Genomic DNA, 24,239 nt, shown 5'->3' with positions numbered 1-24,239 from the left:
CGGCGCCAGCACCGCGCCTACGTCCTGCCGTCAGCTGGGGGAGCCGGCGCGACCGGAACGGTTCCGGTAGCCGGGTAGACGGCCGGATGGGCGACCGGCGGGGCCGGCACGCCACGGGCGGCCCGGACGTCGAGCAGGTAGCCGGTGATCGCGAGCGACGCCATGATCACGTTGAAGATGATGGCCAGGATGCCGCCGGCGGCCAGTTCGACGCCGTCCAGAATCACGAACAGGCTGAAGAAGGACTCCAGCATGAGGCCGGTGGCCAGCGCGGGGACGACCGGCCCCGGGCGTTTCGTGGTGCCGGGCAGGATGGCGAGCAACGCGATCGCTCCGGTGCGTTTTGTCTGGATCACCCGCCGGTGAGGTCGAGGGTGGGGTTGGTGGCGGGGCTCGCCTGGTTGAACAGGAGTTGGTTCTCCCGCGAGATGATCGGGACCTCGGGCGGGTCGGCCATCGCGGCGAGGAGGTCGGCGACGGTGCCGTCGAGGGAGCGGGACATGGTCACCAGGGCGGCGGTCACCTTGCGCAGCACCAGGTCCATGCGGTCGTCGTCGAAGGTGCCCGGGTTGTAGACGAGGCTCATCGAGATCGACTCGGCCGGGCCGATGACCACGCGGAGCGGGTGTTCGGTGTTGGCGGCGCCGATGACGCGGCGCCACGTCCCGGACGTGGGGGCGGCGCGGAGCGGACCGTCCATGAAGAACAGGCACGACTCGTACAGGTGGCCGTCGCCCGGGAGTTCGCTGGTCTCCCTGATGCGGCGGAGGGGGACCCACTGGTGGGCGCGGTCGTCGACCTGTTCGGCCTGCAGAGCGCGTAGCCAGCGGAGGAGCGGGGCTTCGGGGGTGACGGCGACCCGCGCGGGCAGGTGCAGGTTGCAGTAGCCGATCACCCTCTCGGCGCCGGGGACCTCGTCGGGGCGGCCGGCGACGACGTTGCCGAACAGGATGTCCTCTCGACCCGTCGCGTCGTGCAGCAGGAGCGACCACGCCGCCTGGAACAGGGAGTACAGCGTGAGCTGGTGGCGCCGCGCGGTCACCCGCAGGGCGGTGCTCAGCTTCCGGTTGAGCATCGACGCCCGCCCGGTGCGTTGCGGGCGCGCCGGCGCGTCGGGGTGCGCGCCCAGGCCGGCGGCCAGCGGGGTGACCTCGGTGAAACCGGCCAGGCGGTCCCGCCAGTGCGACAGGTCCTCGGTCAGGTCGCGGCGTTCGAACCAGTCGACGTACCTGGTTGGCGCCACCAGGGGCGGCAGCTCCGGCTCGCGGCCGGCGACCAGCGCCCGGTACACCGTCTCCGCCTCGTGGAACGCGCGGTAGAACGAGATGCCGTCGAGCATCAGGTAGTTGACGAACCACGTCCACCAGTACGTGCGCGGCCCGACCTGGAACAGCGCGTGCCGGAACTGGCCCGGCTCGGTCAGGTCGAAACCCTCGGTGTAGAGCCGATCCATGTGCTCGTACCAGCGGCGGCCCTGCTCCTCGGCGTCCAGGTGGCGCCAGTCCTCGAAGTGGAAGCGCACCGGCACCTCCCGGCGCACCGCGAGCAGCGGGCGCGGCACCCCCTCGGTGACGAACCCGGCGCGCAACGCCGGCTGCCTGGCGGTGACGATCTCCCACGCGCGCAGCCACAGGTCCGGGTCGATGTCGTCGCCGGCCCACGTGAGGTCGAAGCCGTAGAGGCTGCGGTCGGCCAGCTCCTGGTAGCGGCCGAGCATCCAGTCCTGCTGCGGGCCGACCGGGTACACGTCCTCGACGTCGCGGCCGTCGCCGAACACCGCGCGCAGGGTCGCGCGATCCAGGCCGGCGAGCGGGAAGTCCGACGGCGTGCAGGAACCCTCGTCGGGGCGGGCGGCGAGCTCTGCCAGCCCGGCCCGGACCCGCTCGGCGACGTCGACGGCCTCGGGTCCGGCGACGTGCACGGTCGCGGTGTCGCCGTCGAACCGGACCAGGACGTCCGCGCGGGACGCGATCCGGTCGACCAGGACCGGGCCCGGCTCCGGGCGCAGCATGGCGTCCTCGTCCGCGCGCCGGGTGGTCACGGCGTGCACCATGATCGCCGGCCGTTCGGTGAGCGGCGCGGGGTGCCCGGCGCGCAGGTCCTCCTTGAGGTCGGACAGGTCGCCGGCGGCGGACAGCGCGTGTACGACGTCGAACCGGCCGAGACCGTCCGCCGCGTGGTCGCGGTGGCGGACCCACACGGGACCGTCGCCGCGGGCGGTGAGGACGGTGGCGGTGAGCAGCGCCTCGACCGGCGACATCCGGTGGGCGGCGGCGAGCCGTCCGGTGACGGCCGCGACCTGCTCCGACGGAACGGCGACCTCGACGACCGGACCCGGCTCGGGTGTGAACGGCTCGACAACCGGGGTCGGCTGGTCGCCGGCCCAGGCGGCGAACCCGGCGGGCCGGCCAGGCAGGCGGACGGCGGCGCCGTCGGCGAGCTGCCGGTACGCGACCCCCAACTCCGCCAGCAGCACTCCGATCCCGTGCTCGTCCAGCGCGGGGCGGTGCACGGCGAGCGCCAGCCGCGGCGTGGGGGAGTCCGCGCCGGTCCCGGCGAACGCCACCACCCCGAGCGCCGGGTCGAGCGCGTCGACCGCCGCCGTGCGCAGGGTCTCCTGGTCGGCCGCCGCCAGCCAGCGGACGGCCGGCTCGACCGGTCGGGGCGACCACGTGCCGCCGACGTCCCGGCCGAGGCGGAGCACGTCGTGCCGGCGGGCGAGGAACGCGAGCGCGGCGTCCAGCAGCCCCGGGTCGACCGGGTCGGTCACGGCGACGTCCACGGTGGCCACGGGTTCGGCGGCCAGCAGGAGTTGCGCCGGGGTGGCCGCCACCACTGTCGGCGCGGTCTCCGCCGGGCGGGCGACCTCCGCGAGCCGCTCGATCGTCGGGTGCTCGAACAGCTGCCGCGCGCTCAGCTCCAGGCCCTCCGCGCGTGCCCGCCCGACGACCTGCACGCTCCGCAGCGAGTCACCGCCGACGGCGAAGAAGTCGTCGGTCACGCCGACCCTGGTGAGGCCGAGCACCTCCGCCCACACACTCGCCAGCAGCCGCTCGGTCTCGTCGCGCGGCGCAACGAACGTCTCGTCCTCGACGCGGGTCGCGGTCGTCGGCGGCAACCGGTCACGGTCGACCTTGCCGCTGCGGTTGAGCGGCAGCCGGTCCAGCACCACGAACCGCGCCGGAATCATGTGGCCGGGCAGCCGCTCGGCCAGGTGCTCGCGCAGCGCCGGCACGACCTCGGCCTCCCACCGGTCCCGCAGGCAGAAGTTCGCGAACCGCGTCCAGTCCACCCGTTCGCTGGGCGGCTCCACCGGCTCGGCGGGCGGCTCGACGCCCTCGGCCGCGACGGTCAGGTCGAACAGGCCCGGGTCGCCGGACCACCTCGGCCACACCCGGTAACCCAGCGCCTCGGCGGCCTCCGCCAGATCCTCCGGGTCGACGCCCGGGGTGTCGGCGAGCACCGCGGCCAGCTCACCGACCGTGCGCGGCGCCGACCCGCCGGCCAGCACCGACACCGCGCGCAGCTCCTCGGCCACCCGCGCGTTCGGGATCCCGCGCACGGTCGCCGCCGCCGGCCGGTGCTCGGCCAGCCACCGCCGGAACCCCTCGACGTCCGACCAGGCCACCGACTCCGCGGGCGTCGCGGACCCGGCGGGCTCGACCCGCAGCAGCACGTCGTACCGGAACCGCTCCATCTCCGTGCCGTACCGCCCGCGCTGCAACAGCACGTCCACACCCGCCACCCGGGGCAACCGGCCCGGCAACGCGCGGAACAGCGCCGGATCCACCAGCAGCTCGTTCTCGTCGCCGACCCGTTGCGCCACCCGCGTACGCAGGTCGGCGGTCGGGTCGGTGTCCGCCGCGCGGTACCGCTCGACCGAGGTGTGGAACGCCTCCAGCAGCCCCAGATGCCGCACGTCGCCGACGAACACGTGCCCGCCCGGCGCGACCAGCTCCACGATCCCGTCGAGCACCCCCAGCAGGTAGTCGACCGACGGGAAGTACTGCGCCACCGAGTCCAGCAGCACCACGTCGAACCGCTGGTCACCCAGCTTGCCAAGCTCGTCGGCGGCGAGCCGGCGCAGCTCCACCCGGTCCGGTCCCAGCCCGGCGTCCTCCGCCCGCTTGCGCGCGGCGGCCAGCGCGGCGCCGGAGAAGTCCGTGCCGACGTAGTGCTCGCACTCGCCGGCGAGCTTGTCCAGGAACAGCCCGGTGCCGCAGCCCACGTCCAGCACGCGCCTCGGCCGCAGCGCCCGCACCCGCTCCACCGCGTCGTCCAGCCACGCGGTCATCGCGTCCCGCTCGATCGGCTGCCCGGTGTAGCTGGAGTTCCAGCCGGCGAACGGATCCGACTCGCCGCCGAACGCCAGGTCGAACACCTCGTTCCAGCCCTCGACCGCCTCGCCGCTCGACCGGTCCACCAGGTCGCCCAGCTGCTCGCTGCCCGCCCGGGGCGCGAGGTAGCCGACGAGGTCCTGCTGCCCGTGCTGGTCGGTGCGCGGCACGACCACGGCCTCGCCGACCACCGGGTGCTCCAGCAGCACCGACTCGATCTCGCCCGGCTCGATCCGGTACCCGCGGATCTTCACCTGCCGGTCCGCCCGGCCCAGGTAGTCCAGGGCGCCGTCCGGCAGCCACCGCACCAGGTCGCCGCTGCGGTACATCCGCGCACCGGGCCGCCCGCTGAACGGCTCCGGCAGGAACCGGTCGGCGGTCAGGCCCGGCCGGTTCAGGTAGCCGCGCGCCAGCCCGGGGCCGGCGACGAACAGCTCGCCCGGCACCCCCACCGGCACCGGCCGCAGGTGCCGGTCCAGCACGTACAGGTACAGATCGCCCAGCGCGCGCCCGACCGGGGACGACGCCGCGCCGTCTAGGTCCACTGTGGTCAGTCGCTTGTAGGTGGTGTGGACCGTGGTCTCGGTGATGCCGTACATGTTGACCAGCACCGGCACCGCGTCGCCGTGCTCGGCGAACCAGTCCTCGAACTCCCGCACGTGCAGCGCGTCGCCGCCGAACACGACGGTCCGCACCGCCAGGTCCCGGAAGGACCGCCCGGACGCGGTCATCGACGCCCGCAGCGCCCGGAACGCCGGCGGGGTCTGGCTCAGCACGGTGACCCGCTCGGCGCGCAGCAGGTCGGCCAGCGCGTCCTGGTCGCGGACCGTCTCGCCCGGCACCACGACCAGCCGCCCACCGGAGGAGAACGCGCCCCACATCTCCCACACCGACACGTCGAACGCGTGCGAGTGCACCATCGACCACACGTCGTCGGCGCCGGTGTCGTAGTGCTCGGCGGCCGAGGTCATCAGCCGCACGACCTGCCGCTGGGCGATCATCACGCCCTTGGGCCGCCCGGTGGACCCGGACGTGTAGATGACGTACGCCAGGTTGTCCGGACCGGCGGTCACCGGGGGATCGGTGTCGTCACCGTCCTGTTCGGACAGGCAGCCGTCCAGCTCGACGACCTCGCCGGCGAACTCGGTGAACCGGTCGGCCAACGCCGCCTCGGTGAGCATCAGCCGAGCGCCGGTGTCGCCGAGCACGAACCGCAGCCGCTCGTCGGGGTTCGTCGGGTCGAGCGGCACGTAGGCGCCGCCCGCCTTCAGTACCGCGAGCGTGCCGGCCAGCAGCTCCAGGTCACGGTTCGCGCAGACCGCCACCAGCACGTCCTGGCCGACCCCGAGCGCACGCAGCCGGTGCGCCAACCGGTTCGCCGCCCGGTTCAGCTCGGCGTAGGTGACCCGGCGGTCCCCGCACGACGCCGCGACCGCGTCCGGGGTGCGTGCGGCCTGCCGGGCGAACACGTCCGCCAGGGTGTCGGTCACCACCGGCTCCGGCGCCGGGGCACCGAACTCGTCGACGACCAGCGCGTGTTCGGCGTCGGACAGCAGCCGCAGCCGCGAGACCGGCGTGTCCGGGTGCTCGGTGAGGTCGCGCAGCAGCGTCTCGTACCGGGCGGCGACGCGGGCGACCGTCTCCGCGTCGAACAGGTCCGACTTGTAGGTGAACCGCGCCAGCGCGTCGCCGCCCGGCGCGGTCGGGGGCCGGACCTCCAGCCACAGGTCCACGAACGCGGCGTCCAGGTCCATCGGGAAGTGCTCGATGGACAGTCCGGCGGCGGTGTCACCGGTGTCGACCCCGCCGCGCGCCTGGGTGTTCTGCAGCGTCAGCATCACCTGCACCAGCGGGTTGTGGCTCATCACCCGCTCCGGCCGCAGCTCGTCGACGAGCTTCTCGAACGGCAGGTCCGCGTGCGCGAACGCGCCGAGCGCGGTCGTGCGGGTCCGGGCCAGCAGCTCCGCGACGGTCGGGTCGCCGTCGAGGCCGACCCGCATCGGCAGGGTGGTGGTGAACATGCCGATGAGCCGCTCGTGCTCGGGGCGGGTGCGGCCGGCCATCGGGCTGCCGATCACCAGGTCGGTCGCACCGGTCAGCCGGTGCAACAGCGCGGACAGCGCCGCGTGCAGCACCATGAACGGGGTCGCCCGGTGCGGCCGGCCGGCCTCGGTGATCGCGCGCCACAGTTCGGCGGGCAGGGTGAGCTGGTGGGTGCTGCCGTCGAAGGTCTGGACCGTGGGGCGGGGCCGGTCGGTCGGCAGGCTGAGCAGCGCGGGCGCGCCGTCCAGGTGCTCGCGCCACCAGTCCAGCGTGGCGGCGAGTGATCCGCCGTCGAGCTGTTCGTGCTGCCAGCGCGCCATGTCCCGGTACTGCGCGGGCAGCGGCGCGAGCGGGTCCGGCTGGCCGGTGGCGCGGGCGGTGTAGAGCGCGGCCAGCTCGCCGAAGAACAGTCCGGTGGACCAGCCGTCGACCAGGATGTGGTGCACGACGACGCTGAGCACGTGCTCGTCCGGCCCGAGCCGGTACAGCCGCATCCGCAGCGGCGGCGCCGTGCGGAGGTCGAACGGGGTGCCGATGTCCTCGGCGATCAGGTCGCGGACCCGGTCGCCGGCGCACTCGACCACCGGGAGGTCGACCGGGGCGGGCGGCTCGACCACCTGGGCCGGTTCGCCGTCGGTGGCGGGGAACCGGGTGCGGAGCGTCTCGTGCCGCTCGACGATCCGCCCGAGGCTCCAGGTCAGCGCGTCCAGGTCGAGCGCGCCGCGCAGCCGGGCCGCCCAGCTCACCGTGTAGGCGGTGTTGCCGGGCAGCAGCTGGTCGAGGAACCACAGCCGTTGCTGGGGGAACGACAGAACGCTGCTCACTGGGACTCCTCCAACAGCTGGGCGACCGCGCGGGCGAACTCGGCGGGGGTGGGCGACGCGAACAGGTCCTCCGGCGGCGGCGACACGCCGAAGGACTCCTCGAACCGGGCGATCAGGCCGACCGCGATCAGCGAGTCCCCGCCCAGCTCGAAGAAGTCGTCGTCCTGGCCGACCTCGGGTACCAGCAGCACCTCGGCGAACAGCAGCGCGATGGTCTCGACGATCTCGTCGTGGCTCCACTCCGACTGGGCGGCGGCCACCGGCTCCGGCGCGGGTGCCGGTCGCACCGGCTCGCGCAGGCCGGCGACGAACCGCTGCCGCTGGAACGGATACGTCGGCAGCGGCACCCGGTACCGCCCGGTGCCGTCCGGCCACCGCACCGGCTGCCCGGCGACCCACCGGCGGCCCACCTCGGCCAGCTCCCCACCGGCCGGCTCGCCGGGGGCGTCGTGCACCGGGCCGGTGCCGGTGACCAGCCGGTCGGGGTCGGCACCGCGGAGCACCCGGACCGCGTCGGCGTGGTCGGTGACCACCGCGAACCGCCGGTACGGGAACGCGACCCGCCCGACCCGCAGCGTGTGCGCCACGTCGTCCAGCGACAGCTCCGGACGCTCGGCCAGGTGCCCGGCCAGGTCGGCGGTGACCTCGTCCAACGCGGCCGGGGTGCGCGCGGACAGCACCAGCAGCCTGCGTTCCGCCGGAGGAGCCCCGGCCGGCCGCGCGGGCGGTTCCTCCACGACCACGTGCGCGTTGGTGGCGCCGATGCCGAACGAGCTGACCCCGGCGATCCGCGCCCCACCGCGCGGCGACCACGGCGTCGGCTCGGACCGCAGCGTGAACGGGGTGGCGGCGAAGTCGATGGCCGGGTTCGGCTGCTCCACGTTGATCGACGGCGGCAGCTCCCGGTGCCGCAGCGCGAGGATCACCTTGAGCAGCCCGGCGATCCCGGCGGCCGCGTCGGTGTGCCCGATGTTCGGCTTCAGCGTGCCCAGCACGGTGCCCCCGCGCGGCACGTCGCCGAACGCCCTGGTCAGCGCGGTCACCTCGATCGGGTCGCCGACCGGGGTGCCGGTGCCGTGGGACTCCACGTAGCCGACGTCCGCCGGGTCGACGTCCGCGGCGGCGAGCGCGGCGCGGATCACCGCGGTCTGCCCGGACACCCCCGGCGCGCCGTAGCCGACCCGGTCGCGGCCGTCGTTGTTCACCGCCGAGCCCCGGACGACCGCGTGCACGTGGTCGCCGTCGGCCACCGCGTCGGCGTACCGCTTGAGCACCACCACGCCCGCGCCGTCGCCGAACACCGTGCCGTCGGCCTTCGCGTCGAACGCCCGGCACACCCCGTCCGCGGACAGCACGCTGCCCGCCCTGGCCAGCGCGCCGAGTGCCGGCATCCGCACCGACACCGCACCGGCCAGCGCCAGGTCGCAGTCGCCGAACAGCAGCGCCTGCGCCGCCTGGTGCACGGCGACGAGCCCGGTGGAGCAGGTCGACAGCACCGTCATGCTCGGGCCGGTCAGCCCCAGCTTGTGCGACACCCGCAGGCACAGGTGGTCCGCGCCGGTGACCATCGCCATCCGCACGTCGTCCAGCCCGGTGAACCGGTCCGCGTCCCGCCCGACCAGCGACCAGTACCGCGACGGCGAACAGCCCGCGTACACCCCGACCACCGACCCGGTGTCCGACGGCGGGTAGCCGGCGTCCTCCAGCGCCTGCCAGCAGGTCTCCAGGAACACGCGGTGCTGCGGGTCGGTCAGCGTGGCGTCCACCGGCGCGTAGCCGAAGAAGTCCGCGTCGAACCACTCCGGCCGGTCCAGCCGCCCGTACCGGCGCACGTAGGCCGGATCGGACATCCGGGCCGGGTCCTCGCCGGCCGCCAGCAGCTCGTCGCGGTCCAGCTCCCGAACCGCGCACCCGCCGCCGGCCAGCAGCCGCCAGTACGCGTCCAGGTCCGGCGCGCCGGCGAACCGGCCGGCCATCCCCACCACGGCCAGATGTGTCTCGCGGTCGGTCACCGGCTTCCCTCCACCCGGCCGCGCCGCATCCGCGCGAGCCGCGCCCGGTCCCGCCCGACCACGGGCGCGGGTTCCGGCACGGGTTCCGGTTCGTCCCCGAGATGCCGGGCGAACGCGGCGATCGTCGGGTGCTCGTACAGCTCCTGCAGCGACACCTCGCGCGAGGTCACCCGCACCAGGTGCCCGTAGACCTGGATCAACGCGGTCGAGCTGCCGCCGATGTCGAAGAACGTGTCGTGCACGCCCACCTGCTCGGTGCCGAGCACGGTCCGCCAGATGTCGGCCAGCTGCCGCTCCAGCTCGGTGCGCGGCGGCTCGAACCCGGCGCCGGGCGCCCTGGTCCCGGACGCCGGCAGCGCCTGCCGGTCGATCTTGCCGGTCGGGGTCAGCGGCAGCCGGTCGAGCACGACCAGCTCGGCCGGCACCATGTACCTCGGCAGTCGCCCGGTCAGGTGCTCGCGCAGCCCGGCCGCGTCCACCGCGCCCGTCACGTACCCGACGATCCGCCCGTCGACCTGCGCGGCGACCGCCTGACCGACGTCCGGGTGCGCGACCAGCGCCGCCTCGATCTCACCCAGCTCGACCCGCACCCCGCCGCTGCTCTGCACCTGGTGGTCGGTGCGTCCCACGTACTCCAGCGCGCCGTCCGCACGCCACCTGGCGCGGTCGCCGGTCCGGTACACCCGCTCGCCCGGCCGCCACGGGTGCGGCACGAACCGGTCCGCGGTCAGCCCCGGCCGGCCGAGGTAGCCGCGCGCCACCCCGATCCCGCCGACGTGCACCTCGCCGAGCACCCCGGCCGGCACCGGTTCCCCGGCCGCGTCCAGCACGAGCACGTCCGACCGGTCGATCGGGGAGCCGACCGCCGGGACGCCCTCGACGCCCGGCTCGACCACCGTGCTGGTGCTCCACACCCCGACCTCGGTCAGCCCGTACAGGTTGACCAGCGTGAACGGCAGCCCGGCCGGTGGGTGCCGGTGCAGCGCGGCGCCGCCGGTGTGCACCAGCCGCAGCGCCGTCCCGGCCGGCCACGTCAGGTCGACCGCGCTCTCGCCGATCGGGGTCGGCAGGAACGTGACCGTGATGCGCTCACCCACCAGCCAGGCCCGCAGGTCGGCGGGGGAGGTGAGCAGCTCGGCGTGCGGCGCGTGCACGGCGGCGCCCGCGGTGAGCGCGGCGAACGTGTCCAGGACGCTGACGTCGAAGCCGGGGGAGGCGGTCATCCCGACCCGGTCCTCGCCGGTCAGCGCGAACTCGCGGCGCGCCCAGGCGACAGTGCTGGTCAGCGCGCGGTGGGGGAGCGCGACGCCCTTCGGCTCCCCGGTGGACCCCGAGGTGAACGTGACGTAGGCGAGCTGGTCCGGATGTACCGGCACGTCCTCGACCTCCGGCCCGTCACCCGGATCGGGCGGCAGCGGCGTCACCCCGGCGGGGAGCCGGTCCTGGTCGGTGGTGACGACCAGCCGGGCGCCGGCGACGGTGAGCATCCTGGCGAGCCGCGCGGCCGGGTTGACCGGGTCGAGCGGCACGATCGTCGCGCCGGCCCGCAGGATCGCGAGCTGGGTGACCACGAGGTCGACGCCGCGGGGGAGCACCACGGCCACCGGGTCACCCGGCCGCACCCCGGCGGCCCGCAGCCGGGTGGCGAACCGTCCGGCCGCCCGGTGCAGCTCGGCGTGGGTGAGGCGTCGGTCGGCGTCGACGGCGGCCGGTCGGTCCGGGGTGGCGGCGGCGCGCTCGGCGGCCAGCCGGTGGACCGGGACGAACGGCGCGGTGCGCAGCGATCCCGGGTCGCCGCCGGTGCTCCACGCGGTCACCGTCGCCCGCTCGTCGCCGGTGAGCAGCGGCAGCGCGGCCAGCGGGGTGCCCGGCGCGGCGAGCGCGGCGTCGAGCAGCACCTGGTGCCGGTCGGTCGGCTCCTCCGGCACCCGGTCGTCGACGTGCCCGCTCGGGTCGCTCTCGGTGATCTGGGTGAGCAGGGCGTCGAACGTCGTCCCGGCGTCGAGCGTCACCCGGACGACGTGGTCCCGGACGGCGACGGCGAGGGAGTCCTTGCCGGTCGAGCGGTGCAGCAGTGCGACGTGGGCGGCGATCCGCAGCCGCTCCGGAGTCGATAAACCGTGCACCTCTTCAGACCTCCCGCCCCAGCCGGCTCCGCCAGTGGAGCCGGTCCGCCCGCGCACTCTAACCGCGCGACGGCGCTCGGCGGCAAGGATTCACGCCGATCCGTTACAGCGGGTCGAGGTCGAACCGGACGAGCTTCGCGGCCTCGGCGTACACGCCGGCCAGGTCGTCCTCGTCGGCGAACCCCGCGACGACGACGTTGACCGCGAAGATCTCGTAGTCGTCGGTGATCAGGTCACCCGGCGCGACCGACGACACGACCCGGATCACGTCGGGCAGCTCGGCGAGGTCGTCGAGCCCGTGCACCGCGCGCAGCCGCCCGGTGCCCTCGGGGAAGAACGTGAGGGTGCCGAGCGGGATCGGCAGCTTCGGCTCGGTGCGCGCCGCCGGCACGCCACGCGCCAGCCCGATCACCTCGGCCGCGGTGTTCACGCCGGTACGCAGGTCGTAGAGCGTGCCCATCAACTGCCCGCCCGGCCGGCAGTTGACCTCCACCACGGTCGGACCGAGCACCTCGTCCACGATGACCTCGACACACGCGACCGTGTTGTCCAGCCCGATCGCCAGCACCGCGTCGGTCACCGCCGCGTCGATGTCCCGCTCCAGACCGGGGTCGAGGCCGAGCGGCGGGCTGATGAACCCGCGCTCGAAGAACCGCTCGTCGACCAGGAACTTGTCCACCAGCGGGAGCAGCTCGACCTCGCCGTCCCGGACCACGAGGTCCCGGCAGTACTCGTGGCCGCGCAGCATCCCCTCCACCAGGAACGTGGTCCTGGGGTCGAGCCCGTCGACCGGGGCGGTGTAGAGGTGGCGCAGCTGTGGGACGTCGAGCAGCCGGTCGGCGATCGTCCGGTACACGGCGGCCAGTTCGGCAACCGTCGACACCCGCTCGACCAGGTGGCTGCCCGCGCCGGTGACCGGCTTGACCACCGCCGGCAGCGACACCGCCTCGGCGACGGTCTCGGCCTCGGACGCGTCGTGGATCAACGCGAACCGCGGCGTCGGCAGCCCGGCCTCGGCCATGGCGCGGCGGGCGGCGTACTTGTTGCGGGCGGTGGCCAGTCCCGCCGACGGGGTGCGCCCGATCCCGAGCAGCTCCGCGGCCCGCACCGCGGCCACGACCGCACCGTCGGAGGAGGAGTACAGCGCGCCGAGCCGGTGCCCGGCCGCGATCTCCCGCGCCGCGTCGGCCAGCTGTGTCGGATCGGTCGGATCGTCGACGACCGCGAGCCGGTCGACGAGCCCGGACAGCAGCGCCCGTTCGGCGTCGGCGACCGGCCCGGTGACCATGCCGGCCAGACACCCGGCCGCGCGGATCGTCTCGGCGGTCTGCGCCACCCACGTCGTTCCGGTGTCCCGGACGACCACCACGATCTCCCCCACGGCGCATACCATAGCGGGCGGGATCGCCGGTCGCGGGCCTTCGGGCGGGACCGATCAGGCGTTCGGTAGGAGCAGTGTCTTGCCGATGGTGGTGCGTGCCTCGATCGCCGCATGCGCCTCGGCGGCCTGACCGAGGGGAAAGGTCTGGCCGATGGTGGCGTGGATGGTGCCGTGGGCGGCGAGGTCGAGTGCTCGCTCCGTATAGGCGAACATGTCGTCCGGACCGCCTCCGATCGCCGCGAGTGGAATGACGCCGACTCCTCGGGCGGTGGCGCGGTCGGGTTCGATCGCGCCCCAGGTGCCGCTCGCCGCCCCGTGGGCGAGGTAGCGGCCGCCCGCGCGCACGAGCGGGAAGAGGGCGTCCGTGGTGCTGGCGCCGACGCCGTCGAAGACCACATCGACGCCGTGCGGGGCCGCGGCCCGGAGGTCGGTGGGCCAGCCGGGCTCGCGGTAGTCGATGGCGATGGGTGCGCCGTGGCCGCGGGCACGGTCGAGTTTGTCGGGGCTCGCGAGGGCGATCACGACGGCGCCGGCCGACGTGGCGAGCTGGACCAGGATGCCGCCCACGCCTCCCGCGGCAGCCGTGATGACGACGGTCTCCTCCGCGCGGACGCGGGCGGCGTCGTGGAGGGCGAGCGCGGTCCGGCCGTCGGCGAGCAATGCGGTCGCGTCGGCGAGGTCGAGCGGTTCGGGAACACGGTGCAGGTCGGCGATGTCGGCGAGGGCGAGGCTGGCGTACCCGCCAGCGCCGCCCGTGGTGCTCACCACGCGAGCGCCCGCCCAGGACGGATCGGTGCCGGGTCCGAGTCGTTCGACGAACCCGCCGACACCGTTGCCGAGTACCGCGGGGAACGTCGCAGCGGGTCCAGGAGCACGACCGGCGCGCCGCTGGGTGTCGATGAACGTGATGGCGGCGTACTCGACCGCGATGCGGACCTGCCCGGTGCCCGGCTCCGGATCGGGCAGCTCGGGGTCGAAGCGGAGCACCTCCGGCCCTCCCGGACGATCGGCGATCACCGCCCTCATCGCCGAATGCCCGCCGGCCGGCCGGCGGGCAGCGCCAGCGCTACTCCGCCACCGCCCTGGTTCCCCGTCGCGCCCGTGACGAGCACCGTTCGATCGGCTGACATCGATCCCTCTCCTCCGGCTTTGTGCGGAGTGAATCGTTCCGCAGAATCAGGTTAGAGCGGAAGGAAACGCTCCGCGCTCGGCAAGTTGATCACCCCGCCGCCGTCGCTGGCCGCGATCACGAGCCGTGCCGACGCGGAGTTCCGGCGATCATCGCCGAGGCGCACCGCACGGGCGTACTCCGGCCGGAGGTGACGGGCGTGGACGTCATCCTGCTCATCGAGCAACTCGCCCGATCGCCGCCGGTCGAGCAACTTCGCGACCTCGACGACCCGGACCTCCTCGAAGCCGCGTACTCGGCCCGCCGGAGACTCATCACCGTGGCACTGAACGGCCTCACGCCAACGCGCGCGCGGGCGCTGCCCGGTCCGGTCCCCGTGCCCGAACTGCTCAGCGCCCGCTGGCCCGGCCCGACGGAGTGATCCGGGTGTACCCGCCAGAAGCGGCGGTGAGACCCGGACCACAGCCCAATCCGGCGGAGAACCCATACCCTGGTCGGGGCCCCGCCTGGCCCGCTCCGCCCACCGTCAGACGGGACCGCGTTGTCGACCACCGAGTCCGCCCCCCGACGCCCGCCGGCGCCCGCGGCCCGCCGGGCGCGCGTCGCGGTCGCCGCCGTGTTCCTCACCAACGGCGCGCTGTTCGCCAACGTCGTCCCGCGCTACCCGCAGCTCAAGACCGAGCTGGGGATGAGCAACGCTGTGCTCGGCACGGTGGTCGCCGCGATGCCGCTCGGCGCGCTGGTGGCCGGGCTGTTCGCCTCCGCGGCCATCCGCCGGTTCCGGTCCTCGCGGGTCGCGACGATGGGCATCGTGCTGTTCGCCGCGGCGACCACCCTGGTCGCGGTCGCGCCGACCTGGTTCGCCCTCGCGGCGGTGATGTTCGTCCTCGGCGCGCTCGACGCGGTGATCGACGTGGCGCAGAACGCGCACGGGCTGCGGGTGCAGCGCAGCTACGGCCGGTCGATCGTGAACTCGTTCCACGGCCTGTGGAGCGTCGGCGCTGTCCTCGGCGGCCTACTCGGCTCGGCCGCCGCCGGGCTGCGGCTGCCGCTCGGTGTCCACCTCGCGAGCACGGCGGTGCTGTTCAGCGCGGTCGCCGTGGTCGCGCTCCGGTTCATGCTGCCCGGCCCGGAGGACGCCGAACGCGAGCCGGCGCCGGCGACCCCGGCCACCACCACCGGCGGCCGGTCGCTGCGCGGGACCGCCGTGCGCATGCTCGCCGCGCTGGGCGTACTCGCCATGTGCGGCGCGATCGTGGAGGACGCCGGAGCGTCCTGGGGCGCGCTCTACCTGACCGGGCTGAACGCCTCCGCGGCCACCGCCGGGCTGGCGTTCGTCGCGTTGCAGGGCGCGATGACCGTCGGCAGACTCACCGGGGACCGCGCGGTGGACCGGTTCGGCCAGCGGACCGTGGTGCGGGTCGGTGGGCTGCTCACCGCGACGGGGATGGGGGTCGCGCTGGGGTTCCCGTCGATCGGGACCGCGCTGGCCGGCTTCGCGCTGGCCGGTCTCGGCGTCGCCACCCTGATCCCGGCCGCGATGCACTCGGCCGACGAGCTGCCCGGCCTGCCGGACGGGCTCGGGCTGACCGTGGTGAGCTGGCTGCTGCGGGTCGGCTTCCTGGCCTCGCCGCCGCTCGTCGGGCTGATCGCCGACCTGTCGAGCCTGCGGGTCGGCCTGCTCGGAGTGGTGGTCGCCGGCGTGCTCACCGTGGCGCTGAGCCGCCGGGTCTGAGCCATGGCGGTATCGTTCCGGTACCCCCGTTTCCGCGGCATCGGGGCATCGCGTGATCGAGGGGTGGCTAATGGACGACGACATGGAAGCCGGTCAGGTCGCCGAGCGCCGTGTTCTGGTGCTGGAGGCGATCACCGACAGCACCCTGATGGAACTCGACCTGGACAAGCTCCTCGCGGTCCTGCTCTGGCGGGTCCGTGAGCTGTTCGAGGCCGACACGGTCACCGTCCTGCTGGTCGACGCGAGTGGGGACCAGTTGGTCGCCAGGGCGACGGTCGGCCTGGAGGCGGAGGTCTTCCAGGGCGTGCACGTGCCGATCGGCGCCGGGTTCGCCGGTCGCGTGGCGCACGAGCGGCGGCCGGTGCGGATCGAGCGGGTCGACGAGTCCACGGTCACCAACCCCCTGCTCTGGGAGCACGGGCTGCGGGTGATGGCCGGCGCGCCGATCGTGGCGCACGGCGATGTGCTTGGCGTGCTGCACGTCGGCCGCACCACGTCGAGGCCGTTCACCGACGAGGACGTGGAGCTGCTGCAGCTGGTGGCCGACCGCCTCGCGATGGACGTGCACGCGCACCACGCCCGCGCCGAACGGGCGGCGACGGTCATGCTGCAGGAGAGCCTCCTGCCGAGCCGCCTGCCATCCACAGGGGACTGGTTGTTCGCCGCCCGCTACGTCCCGAGCCCGCAGAGCGGGGTCGGCGGTGACTGGTACGACGTGTTCCGGCTGCCCGGGGACCGGCTCGGCGTGGTGATCGGGGACGTGGTCGGCAACGGACTGCGTGCCGCGATCGTGATGGGTCGCCTGCGCAGCGCCCTGCGCGCGTACGCGCTGGAGTTCGACGACCCGGGGGAGGTGCTCGGCAAGCTCGACCGCAAGGCCAGCTACTTCGAGAACCGCACGATGGCGACGGTCGCCTACGCGGTCATCGACACCGTGACCCACCGCATGGAGCTGTCCCTGGCCGGGCACCTGCCGCCGGTGGTCGCGATGCCCGACGCGCCGCCCGCCTTCCTGACGGCCCCGGTCGGCCCGCCGGTCGGCTACGACCTGGCCGTCACCGGTCGGCTGACCGCGACCTTCGACGTGCCGCCCGGTGCGCTGCTCGCCTTCTACACCGACGGGCTGATCGAACGCCGGAACGTGGACCTGGACGCCCAGCTGGAGCGACTGCGCGAGCACGTGTTCGCCGGGGATCCGGAGAAGGTGTGCAGCCGGATCATGGCCGCCCTGATCGGCTCCGAACCCCCCGGCGACGACGTCGCCCTGGTCACCGTCCGGCACCTGCCTTCGCACGGCCGGCCCGGCTGAGCCGGCGTCACCCCAGCCCGAGCACCCGCATCGCCTCGGCGGCCATCCGCGCCTCGCCCAGCGCGTTCGGGTGCACGACGACCGGGTTCGTCCCCAGCAGTACCGGCTCGATCCAGCGGACCCCGAGCGGCTGGCACGCGTCGTGCCCGTCGGACGCGGCCGCGAGGTCGACGTAGGTGGCGCCGGTCGCGGCCGCCGCGCGCGCGACCGCGTCGTTCAGGGTCGCCTGCAGCGAGCGCAGGTACGGCACGTCCCCTCGGGCGACGGGCATCCTGAGGAAGCAGCCGCCGGTCTCCGGCAGGATCCACGGGTACCCGAGGATGGCGACCTCCGCGTCGGGCGCCTTGTCCCGGACAGCCCGGAGCGCCGACACGAGCGCCGGGTAGGTCGTGGTGCGGACGGTGTCCTCGAAGGAGGAGCCGTAGCGGTCGGCGCACGGGCTGCCGTGCCCGAGGGTGACCACTCCCGCCGCCCCGCAGGCCAGGATCGCGCCGATGAACACGCCGCTGTCGTTGCCGCCGATGGTCATGGTGACCAGATCGGTGTCCGCGTCCACGGCGTCGAGCTGCGGGGCGACGCCGGGGTACTGCGCGGTGGTGAAGTGCCGCGTCTCCGCGGCCCCGCAGGTGACGTCGGTGAGCCGTGCGCCGGTCTCCGCCGCGATCACGTGCGGGTAGTTGCGGTTGGAGCGGAGGCAGACCAGCGGCGCGGTCGGATCGGGCGGCAGGACGCCCGAGGCGGCGCTGTAGGAGTCCCCGAGGGCGACGTAGTCCAACGGCGGTTCGGCGGCCACCGCGACCGAGGACCCGGTGACCACGGTCAGGGCGGCGGTCAGGGTGGCGGTCACGGCGGCGAGCAGACGGCGAGGCATGGTTCTCTCCCGGCATCGTTGACGGCGTGCGCACACTACTCACGAGTAGGTAAGTGCTCGCCAATAGTCGACGAAGCGGTGCCCGCCGTCAACAGTGCGAACCGGAGGAGACACGCTCAGTGGCCGGGTTCCCCCGGCGGCAGGATGCTCTCCTGGTGGTCCAGCTCGCGTTCCAGGATCCGCAGGTCGGCGTCCGGCAGCTGGCCCGATTCGCGCCAGGACAGGAGTTCCTCGCGTTCCGCGGTGATCATCTCGCGGCGGAGGCGCAGGCCCCGGCGGTAGTCGTTGTCGACCGGGAGCTCGTCGTCCTCCAGTTCGGACAGCAGCGTCACCCGTTCCTCGTACCGCTCCAGCCGCAGCTCCGCCGCCCGGCGCAGCGGCATCGCGGCCCGGCCCAGGTCCGGATCGTTCTCGACCAGGTCGTCCAGGCGGACCAGTGCCGCGCGCAGGGCCGCCGTCCTGGCCTGGTTGCGGACCAGGGCGCGGGCGGCCGAGGTTCCGGGAAGACGCAGCCGACGCAGCAGCGGCGCGAACGTCAGGCCCTGACCGATCAGCGTCATCATGACCACCACGTACGCGCAGAACAGCAGCAGGTCACGCGCGGGTGTGTCCGCCGGCAGGGAGAACGCCGCCGCCAGCGTGATCACCCCGCGGGTGCCGGCCCAGCTCAACGCGAGCAGCTCCCGCCCGGACAGCGACGGGTTACCCGGCTTCGGGTCCCCGCCGAGCCGCGCGTGCATGCGTGCCGGCAGGTGCGCGCTGACCAGCAGCCACAGCGGCCGCACCAGCAGCACCACCCCGACGGTCACGGCCGCGGCGACGACCACGGTGCCCGGGCTGTACTCGCTGAGCCCGCGCACCACCGCGGGCAGCTGCTGGCCGATGAGGACGAACACGTACCCCTCGAGCAGGAACTCCACGAACCGCCACACCGCGCGGTTCTGCAGCCGCGCGCCGCCGGACTGGAGGTACGGGTTGCGGTGGCTGAGCCACAGCCCGGCCACCACGACCGCGAGCACGCCCGACACGTGCAGCTGTTCGGCGATCAGGAACGTCGCGAACGGCGTGCCGAGCGACAGCGCGTTGTCGATCAGCGTGTCCGTGGTCCACCGCCGCAGCTGCGCGACGATCAGCGCCATCACGGCGCCGACGGCCAACCCGCCCGCCGCGACGAACAGGAACTCGCCGGTTGCCCCGCCCAGCGAGAACGTGTGGCTCACCGAGGCCGCCACCGCGACCTGCAGGATGGTCAGCGCCGTCGCGTCGTTGAGCAGCCCCTCGCCCTCGACGATGGTGATCAGGCGCGGCGGCAGCCCCGCCCGCCTGCCGATCGACAGCGCCGCCACCGGGTCCGGCGGCGCGACCGCGGCGCCGATCGCGATCGCGACGGCCAGCGGGATCGCGGTCACCACCGCGCTGAGCCCGACCCCGACGGCCAACGCGGTCACCGCCACGAGGAACACGGACAGCCCGACGACCGTCCGCGCGTTCTTCCGCAGCTCCAGCAGGCTCGACTGCAGGGCGGCCGCGTACAGCAGCGGCGGGATGAGCAGGTAGAGCACGACGTGCGGGTCGAGGGCGAGGTTCGCGCCGGGCAACGGCAGGTATCCGTACGCGATCCCGGCCAGCACCAGCAGTACCGATGACGGCAATCCGGTCCGGTTCGCCAGCGCGTGGGTCGCCATCACCACGACCAGTCCACCGAGTACCAGGGCCAGCGTCTCGATCATGCGCCCATCCTCGCGCACGGCCCATGACCGACGACGACGGGCGCCGGACCGGAGTCCAGCGCCCGCCGTGGCCGGCTCGGATCAGCAGGCTCCCAGGTCGAACCAGGCGTTGCCGCTGCCCGGCGCCTCACCGTAGGAGAAGAACGTGCTGAGCATCCACAGGTGGCCGCCGTAGCTCACCTGGTCGCCGAAGAAGTACAGCGAGGTGGCGCTCCACGCGGTCGTGCCCTCGCACGGCTCCGGCTCACCCGGCTCGTCCGGGTCGCCGGGGTCGGGGTCGGTGCCCGCACCGACGAACAGCAGGTTGTTCGGCGACCCGCTGCCCGGGTTGGTGACGTCGCCCTTGGTCGCGCCGTCCTTCAGCGCCGCCTGCACCTGCGCCGGAGTGGCCGACGGGTTCGCGCCCAGGTGGACCGCCGCGGCACCGGCGACGTGCGGGGCCGCCATCGAGGTGCCGCTGATGGTGTTGGTCGAGCTGTCGCTGGTGTTCCAGGCCGAGGTGATGCCCTGGCCGGGGGCGAAGATGTCGGTGCACGTGCCGTAGTTGGAGAACGACGCCCGTGCGTCGGTGGAGGTGGTCGCGTTGACCGTGATCGCCTCCGGGGTGCGGGCCGGGGTGAAGTTGCAGGCGTTGGCCGAGGAGTTGCCGGACGCCAGCGCGTAGGTCACGCCGGCGTTGATCGAGTTGCGCACGGCGTTCTCCAGCGACGCGTTGCTGCCCTGGGCGCCGAGGCTCATGTTCGCCACCGCGGGGAGCTGCGCGTTCTGGGTCACCCAGTCGACCCCGGCCGTGACGCCGGCGAGGGTGCCGGAGCCCTGGCAGTTCAGCACCTTGACCGCGACCAGGTCGACCTCTTTGGCGATGCCGTGGGCGGAGCCGCCGACGGTGCCGGCGACGTGCGTGCCGTGCCCGTTGCAGTCGGTGTCGTTCGAGTCGACGGTGTTGGTGCCCCAGCTGGCGCGGCCGCCGAAGTCCTGGTGCGAGGTCCGGATGCCGGTGTCGATGATGTACGCGGTGACGTTCGACGCCGTGTTCGGGTAGGTGTAGCTGTTGTCGAGCGGCAGCGACCGCTGGTCGACGCGGTCCAGGCCCCAGGACGGCGGGTTGGGCTGGGTCTCCAGCGCGGCCACCACGCGGTTCTGCTCGACGTAGGCCACGGCGGGGTCGGCCGCGGTGCGCTTGGCGTCGGCCTCGCTCATCGTGGCCGCGTACCCGTGCAGCGCGGCCTCGAAGGTGTGGGTCACCCGCGCGTCGTGCTTCGCGGCGACGGCCGCCGGTTCGGCGGTGTCCTCGAGGACCACGATGTAGCTGTTCTCGATCACGCCGGGCGCGTCGGTGCCGAGAACCTTCCCCTCGGCCGCGCTGGCCGGAGCGGCGAACCCGAGACCGACGGCGGCGGCCGCCGCGACGGTCAGGGCGGGTCTGACGAGCTTTTTTGCCCATCTCGGATGCATGACGAGTCTCCTCGGGTGCAGGGCGCGTGCGGCACCCCGCCCTCCGGGAGGCCGCACACGGTGTGAGGACTACACCCTGAGCAAACGCGAACAGTGGGAAGACAATCAACAAACTGGGAACGGGAAGGGCTGAATGGCCGATCAGCCGATGCGCAGGATGGTCTTCCCGGCGCCGTGGCCGGAGTCCAGCCGCTCGTGGGCGCGCCGAACGTCGTCGAGCGGCAGGACGTCGGCCACGATCGACCGGACCTTGCCGCGTTCGAACAGCGGTGCCATCTCGGTCAGCCGCTCCCGTTCGCGGGTCAGCATGATCCCGTGCAGCGTCTGGTTGCGCTGGTACAGCGGCGCCAGCTCACCCGACGGCGCCAGCACGGTCGCGATCCGCCCGAACGGCCGGGTGGCCGTCGCGCTCGCGACCACGTTCTCCCCACCGAGCAGGTCGAGCACGGCGTCGACCCCGCCGCCGTCGGTGTGCTCCAGCGCCACCTCGACCGGGTCGGCCCTGGTGTAGTCGATCGGCACCGCGCCGAGCTCACGCAGCAGCCCCTGGTTGTCCGGCCCCGCGGTGGCGAGCACCCGAGCCCCCGCCGCCACCGCGAACTGCACCGCGAACGACCCGACACCGCCCGCGCCGGCGTGCACCAGCACGGTCTCGCCCGGCCGCACCGCCAACCGCCGCACGATCGCCTCCCACGCCGTCCCCCCGGCGAGCGGGATCGCGGCCGCCTCGACGTGGCTCAGGTTCGCCGGCTTCGGCGCCACGATCGCCGCGGACGCCACCGCGTACTCGGCGTAGCTCCCGGACCCCGAGGTCAGCTCCGGCGTGTAGTACACCTCGTCCCCCGGGTCGAGGTCCGAGACCCCGTCGCCGACCTCCTCGACCACCCCCGACACGTCACCCCCGAGCACGGTGGGCAGCGGCAGGCCCGGGATCGCGACCCCCTGCCGGATCTTCGCCTCCACCGGGTTGGTCCCGGAGGCGTGCACCCGCACCAGCACCTCCCCGGGCCCCGGCGACCGCCGCTCGACGTCCCGGAGCTCCAGCACCTCGGGCCCGCCGAACTCGGAGATCACCACCGCACGCGTTCCCATGCCGTCCCGGCTACCCGGCCGGCAGCGAGCTACTCCTGTGCCTCGTCCTTCGCCTCGTCCTTGTCCTCGCCGCGGCGGCGGAGGTAGTCGAACCCGGGGATGCCGAGGATGGCCTGGCGCATGTCGTTGGCGACCTCCAGCAGCTCGTGCATGTCGGGGCCGATCTGGCCGAGGGTGGTGAGGATCGGCAGCACGTCCTCGTTCAGGTGGCGGGCCAGGCGGGGTAGCTCGTCGACCAGCTTGATCGCCGCGTGCACCTCGTGTTCGCTGAACTCCCTGGCGAAGGCCAGCACCGGGTCGATCGCGGTCGCCTGGGTCTCGGCCGCGACGATCACCCGGCGGGCGTGCGCGACGGCGTCCTCGGTGTCGGTGACGGCCTGGTTCGCGCGGGCCACCAGTTCCTCGGCCGCGGTCAGCAACGCCAGCAGCCGACCCGGCACGGACACGGCCGTCCCGGCGACCTGGACCGTCGCGCGGACGATCTCGACGGGGTGCGGGAGCCGCGGGATGAGCGCCATGGCTCCATTCCACACCAGATCCGCCGCGTCAGCCGGTCGCGGCGAGGAACGCTCCGGTGACCTCGAGCGCGGGCGCCGACGTCGACGCGTCGAGCACGAGCGTGGCGAACGCGAGGTCGCCCCGGTAGCCGACGAACCAGCCGTGCGCCCGCGACCCGTCGCCGACCTGCGCGGTGCCGGTCTTGCCGGCCACCTCTCCGTACCCGGCCAGCGCCGAACCCGTGCCGGCGCTCACGACCTCCCGCATCATCGCCCGCAGCGCGGCGACCACGTCCGGCGACGGCGCCTGGTAGCCGGCGTTGACGCTGGTGTCCAGCTCGCGCCAGAGCCTCGGGGTCACCGCCTGTCCGGACGCGACGGTGGCGGTCAGCACGGCGAGCCCGAAGCAGCTGACCCGCACCGTGCCCTGCCCGATGCTGTTCTCCACCCGCTCGGCGCCGCCGGCCGCCGGCCGCACGCTGCCGGCCTCGGTGGTGATGCCGGGGATGCCGAAGTCGGCGCCGAGCCCGAGCCGGTCGGCGGCCCCGGCGAGCGAGGACGGCGGCAGGTCCGCCGCCAGCGCGGCGAACGTGGTGTTGCACGAGTGCGCGAACGCCGTGCGCAGGGGCACGTCGCCGAGCGCGAAGTCGGCGTTGTGCACCGTCCGCTGGCCCACGGTCACCTCGCCGGGGCACGGCAGCACCGTGTCCGGACCGGCCGCCCCGGACTCGAGGATCGCGGCGGCCGTCGCGACCTTGAACGTCGAGCCGGGCGGGTAGAGCCCGTTCAGCGCGACCGGCGCGTCGCCGGCGGCCCCGTTCTGCGCCACGGCGAGCACGTCCCCGGTGGACGGCTGGATGGCGACGAGCATGGCGGGCAGCGAGCGCGCGTCCACTGCGGCCTGCGCCGCCCGCTGCACCCGCCGGCTCAGGGTGGCGGTGAGCGCGCGGGTGCGGCGTCCGTGCACGACGGCGACCTCGTCGCCCCGCTGGTTCACCACCGCCACGTACCACGCCTGCCCGCCGCCGCGGCCGTTCGCGACCCGGCCCATGCCGGGCAGCAGGAGCGGCGCCACCGCGGGACGGACCGCGGCGGGCCCGTCGTCGGTCCAGGTCAGCAGCGGCTTCCCGGTCCGGTCGCGCACCGAGGGGGCGCCGGTACGGTCGTGGACCACCAGGCCGTGCCCGGCGGGCAGCCGGGGGTGCACGACCGCCGGGGCCCACCGGACGCGCCAGGTGTCGCCGTGCGCGACCAGGTGCAGCACGTTCTCGTAGGTCCAGTCGCGGCCGGGGCCGAGGTGCCAGGTGAGCGTGAACCGCGCGATGCCCGCCTGGTCCACCGCCGCCGTGAGTTCGGCCTCGACCGAGTCCGGCGCGAGCGTGCGCCACACGTGCGCGAGCTGGGTGGCCGCGGCCTCGGGGTCGTCGGTCAGCGCGCCGGCGGCGGTGGCCCGCCCGGACGCGAACTCGGTCAGGAAGTCGTCGGCCACCCCGGCCGAGGTGAGCGGCGGTTCGTCGGCCGCGGCGGGCGCGGGGGTGTCCGCCGACGGCATGAGCCGCAGCACCCCGAGCGTGGTGATCACCACCACCAGAACGCCGGCGACCGCGAGGATCAGGCGTTTCCTGGCGGGAGAGTAGTCCTCGGCGCGCACGGATCCCCCAGAGCGTCGGCCCCGACCCGGCTCGGAAAAAAACTCTA

The 24,239-nt window shown here is 74.2% G+C and carries 15 protein-coding genes; 3 read left to right on the top strand and 12 right to left on the bottom strand.

What is annotated here, in order from left to right:
• Positions 1 to 17 precede the first annotated feature (17 nt).
• The 6 genes from JT362_RS02185 to JT362_RS02160 form a co-directional block, all read right to left on the bottom strand.
• Positions 18 to 356 (bottom strand): DUF5336 domain-containing protein, encoded by a 339-nt coding sequence (locus JT362_RS02185; protein ID WP_260189280.1) that lies wholly within the window; start codon positions 354 to 356, stop codon positions 18 to 20.
• Positions 353 to 7,204, bottom strand: a complete 6,852-nt coding sequence (locus tag JT362_RS02180; protein ID WP_260189279.1) for a non-ribosomal peptide synthetase — start codon at positions 7,202 to 7,204, stop codon at positions 353 to 355. Before JT362_RS02180 ends, JT362_RS02185 begins: the two co-directional genes overlap by 4 nt.
• The gene (locus tag JT362_RS02175; RefSeq protein WP_260189278.1) at positions 7,201 to 9,216 is read right to left on the bottom strand and encodes a beta-ketoacyl synthase N-terminal-like domain-containing protein; all 2,016 of its coding nucleotides are present in this window, start codon (positions 9,214 to 9,216) and stop codon (positions 7,201 to 7,203) included. The genes JT362_RS02180 and JT362_RS02175 overlap by 4 nt, the downstream gene beginning before the upstream one ends.
• Positions 9,213 to 11,342: a non-ribosomal peptide synthetase gene (locus JT362_RS02170; protein ID WP_260189277.1), complete on the bottom strand. Its 2,130-nt coding sequence runs from the start codon at positions 11,340 to 11,342 to the stop codon at positions 9,213 to 9,215. The genes JT362_RS02175 and JT362_RS02170 overlap by 4 nt, the downstream gene beginning before the upstream one ends.
• 103 nt (positions 11,343 to 11,445) lie before the next feature.
• Positions 11,446 to 12,723: an ATP-grasp domain-containing protein gene (locus JT362_RS02165; protein WP_260189276.1), complete on the bottom strand. Its 1,278-nt coding sequence runs from the start codon at positions 12,721 to 12,723 to the stop codon at positions 11,446 to 11,448.
• 54 nt (positions 12,724 to 12,777) lie between these two features.
• The gene (locus JT362_RS02160) at positions 12,778 to 13,710 is read right to left on the bottom strand and encodes a zinc-binding dehydrogenase (protein ID WP_311202655.1); all 933 of its coding nucleotides are present in this window, start codon (positions 13,708 to 13,710) and stop codon (positions 12,778 to 12,780) included.
• 341 nt (positions 13,711 to 14,051) lie between these two features.
• Between JT362_RS02160 and JT362_RS02155 the strand changes: the two genes are divergently transcribed.
• The 3 genes from JT362_RS02155 to JT362_RS02145 all read left to right on the top strand — a co-directional run bounded on the left by JT362_RS02155 (position 14,052) and on the right by JT362_RS02145 (position 16,896).
• Entirely contained in the window at positions 14,052 to 14,273 is a 222-nt protein-coding gene (locus JT362_RS02155; protein ID WP_260189274.1) for a hypothetical protein, read from the top strand.
• 120 nt (positions 14,274 to 14,393) lie between these two features.
• Entirely contained in the window at positions 14,394 to 15,587 is a 1,194-nt protein-coding gene (locus tag JT362_RS02150; RefSeq protein ID WP_260189273.1) for an MFS transporter, read from the top strand.
• 70 nt (positions 15,588 to 15,657) lie between these two features.
• Positions 15,658 to 16,896 (top strand): PP2C family protein-serine/threonine phosphatase, encoded by a 1,239-nt coding sequence (locus JT362_RS02145; RefSeq protein ID WP_260189272.1) that lies wholly within the window; start codon positions 15,658 to 15,660, stop codon positions 16,894 to 16,896.
• A 7-nt stretch (positions 16,897 to 16,903) separates the two neighbouring features.
• Here the strand turns inward: JT362_RS02145 and JT362_RS02140 are convergent, their stop codons facing one another.
• The 6 genes from JT362_RS02140 to JT362_RS02115 form a co-directional block, all read right to left on the bottom strand.
• On the bottom strand, positions 16,904 to 17,767 hold the full coding sequence (locus JT362_RS02140; RefSeq protein WP_260189271.1) for an SGNH/GDSL hydrolase family protein: 864 nt from the start codon (positions 17,765 to 17,767) through the stop codon (positions 16,904 to 16,906).
• Positions 17,768 to 17,883: 116 nt separating this feature from the next.
• Positions 17,884 to 19,497: a Na+/H+ antiporter gene (locus tag JT362_RS02135; protein ID WP_260189270.1), complete on the bottom strand. Its 1,614-nt coding sequence runs from the start codon at positions 19,495 to 19,497 to the stop codon at positions 17,884 to 17,886.
• 81 nt (positions 19,498 to 19,578) lie between these two features.
• Positions 19,579 to 20,952, bottom strand: coding sequence for a S8 family peptidase (locus JT362_RS02130; RefSeq protein ID WP_260189269.1), 1,374 nt, complete (start codon positions 20,950 to 20,952; stop codon positions 19,579 to 19,581).
• A gap of 141 nt (positions 20,953 to 21,093) precedes the next feature.
• Positions 21,094 to 22,044, bottom strand: coding sequence for a zinc-binding dehydrogenase (locus JT362_RS02125; RefSeq protein ID WP_260189268.1), 951 nt, complete (start codon positions 22,042 to 22,044; stop codon positions 21,094 to 21,096).
• A gap of 29 nt (positions 22,045 to 22,073) precedes the next feature.
• Positions 22,074 to 22,562: a hypothetical protein gene (locus JT362_RS02120; RefSeq protein ID WP_260189267.1), complete on the bottom strand. Its 489-nt coding sequence runs from the start codon at positions 22,560 to 22,562 to the stop codon at positions 22,074 to 22,076.
• A gap of 28 nt (positions 22,563 to 22,590) precedes the next feature.
• Positions 22,591 to 24,192 carry a penicillin-binding transpeptidase domain-containing protein gene (locus JT362_RS02115; RefSeq protein ID WP_260189266.1) on the bottom strand — a complete coding sequence of 534 codons (1,602 nt, stop codon included), beginning with the start codon at positions 24,190 to 24,192 and terminating at the stop codon, positions 22,591 to 22,593.
• Positions 24,193 to 24,239 lie beyond the last annotated feature (47 nt).

Source organism: Actinophytocola gossypii, from assembly GCF_025165815.1.
GTDB classification, from domain to species: Bacteria; Actinomycetota; Actinomycetes; order Mycobacteriales; family Pseudonocardiaceae; genus Actinophytocola; species Actinophytocola gossypii.
The sequence above is the reverse complement of the archived record's forward strand: the minus strand, read 5'-3'. Positions and strand labels throughout refer to the sequence as shown.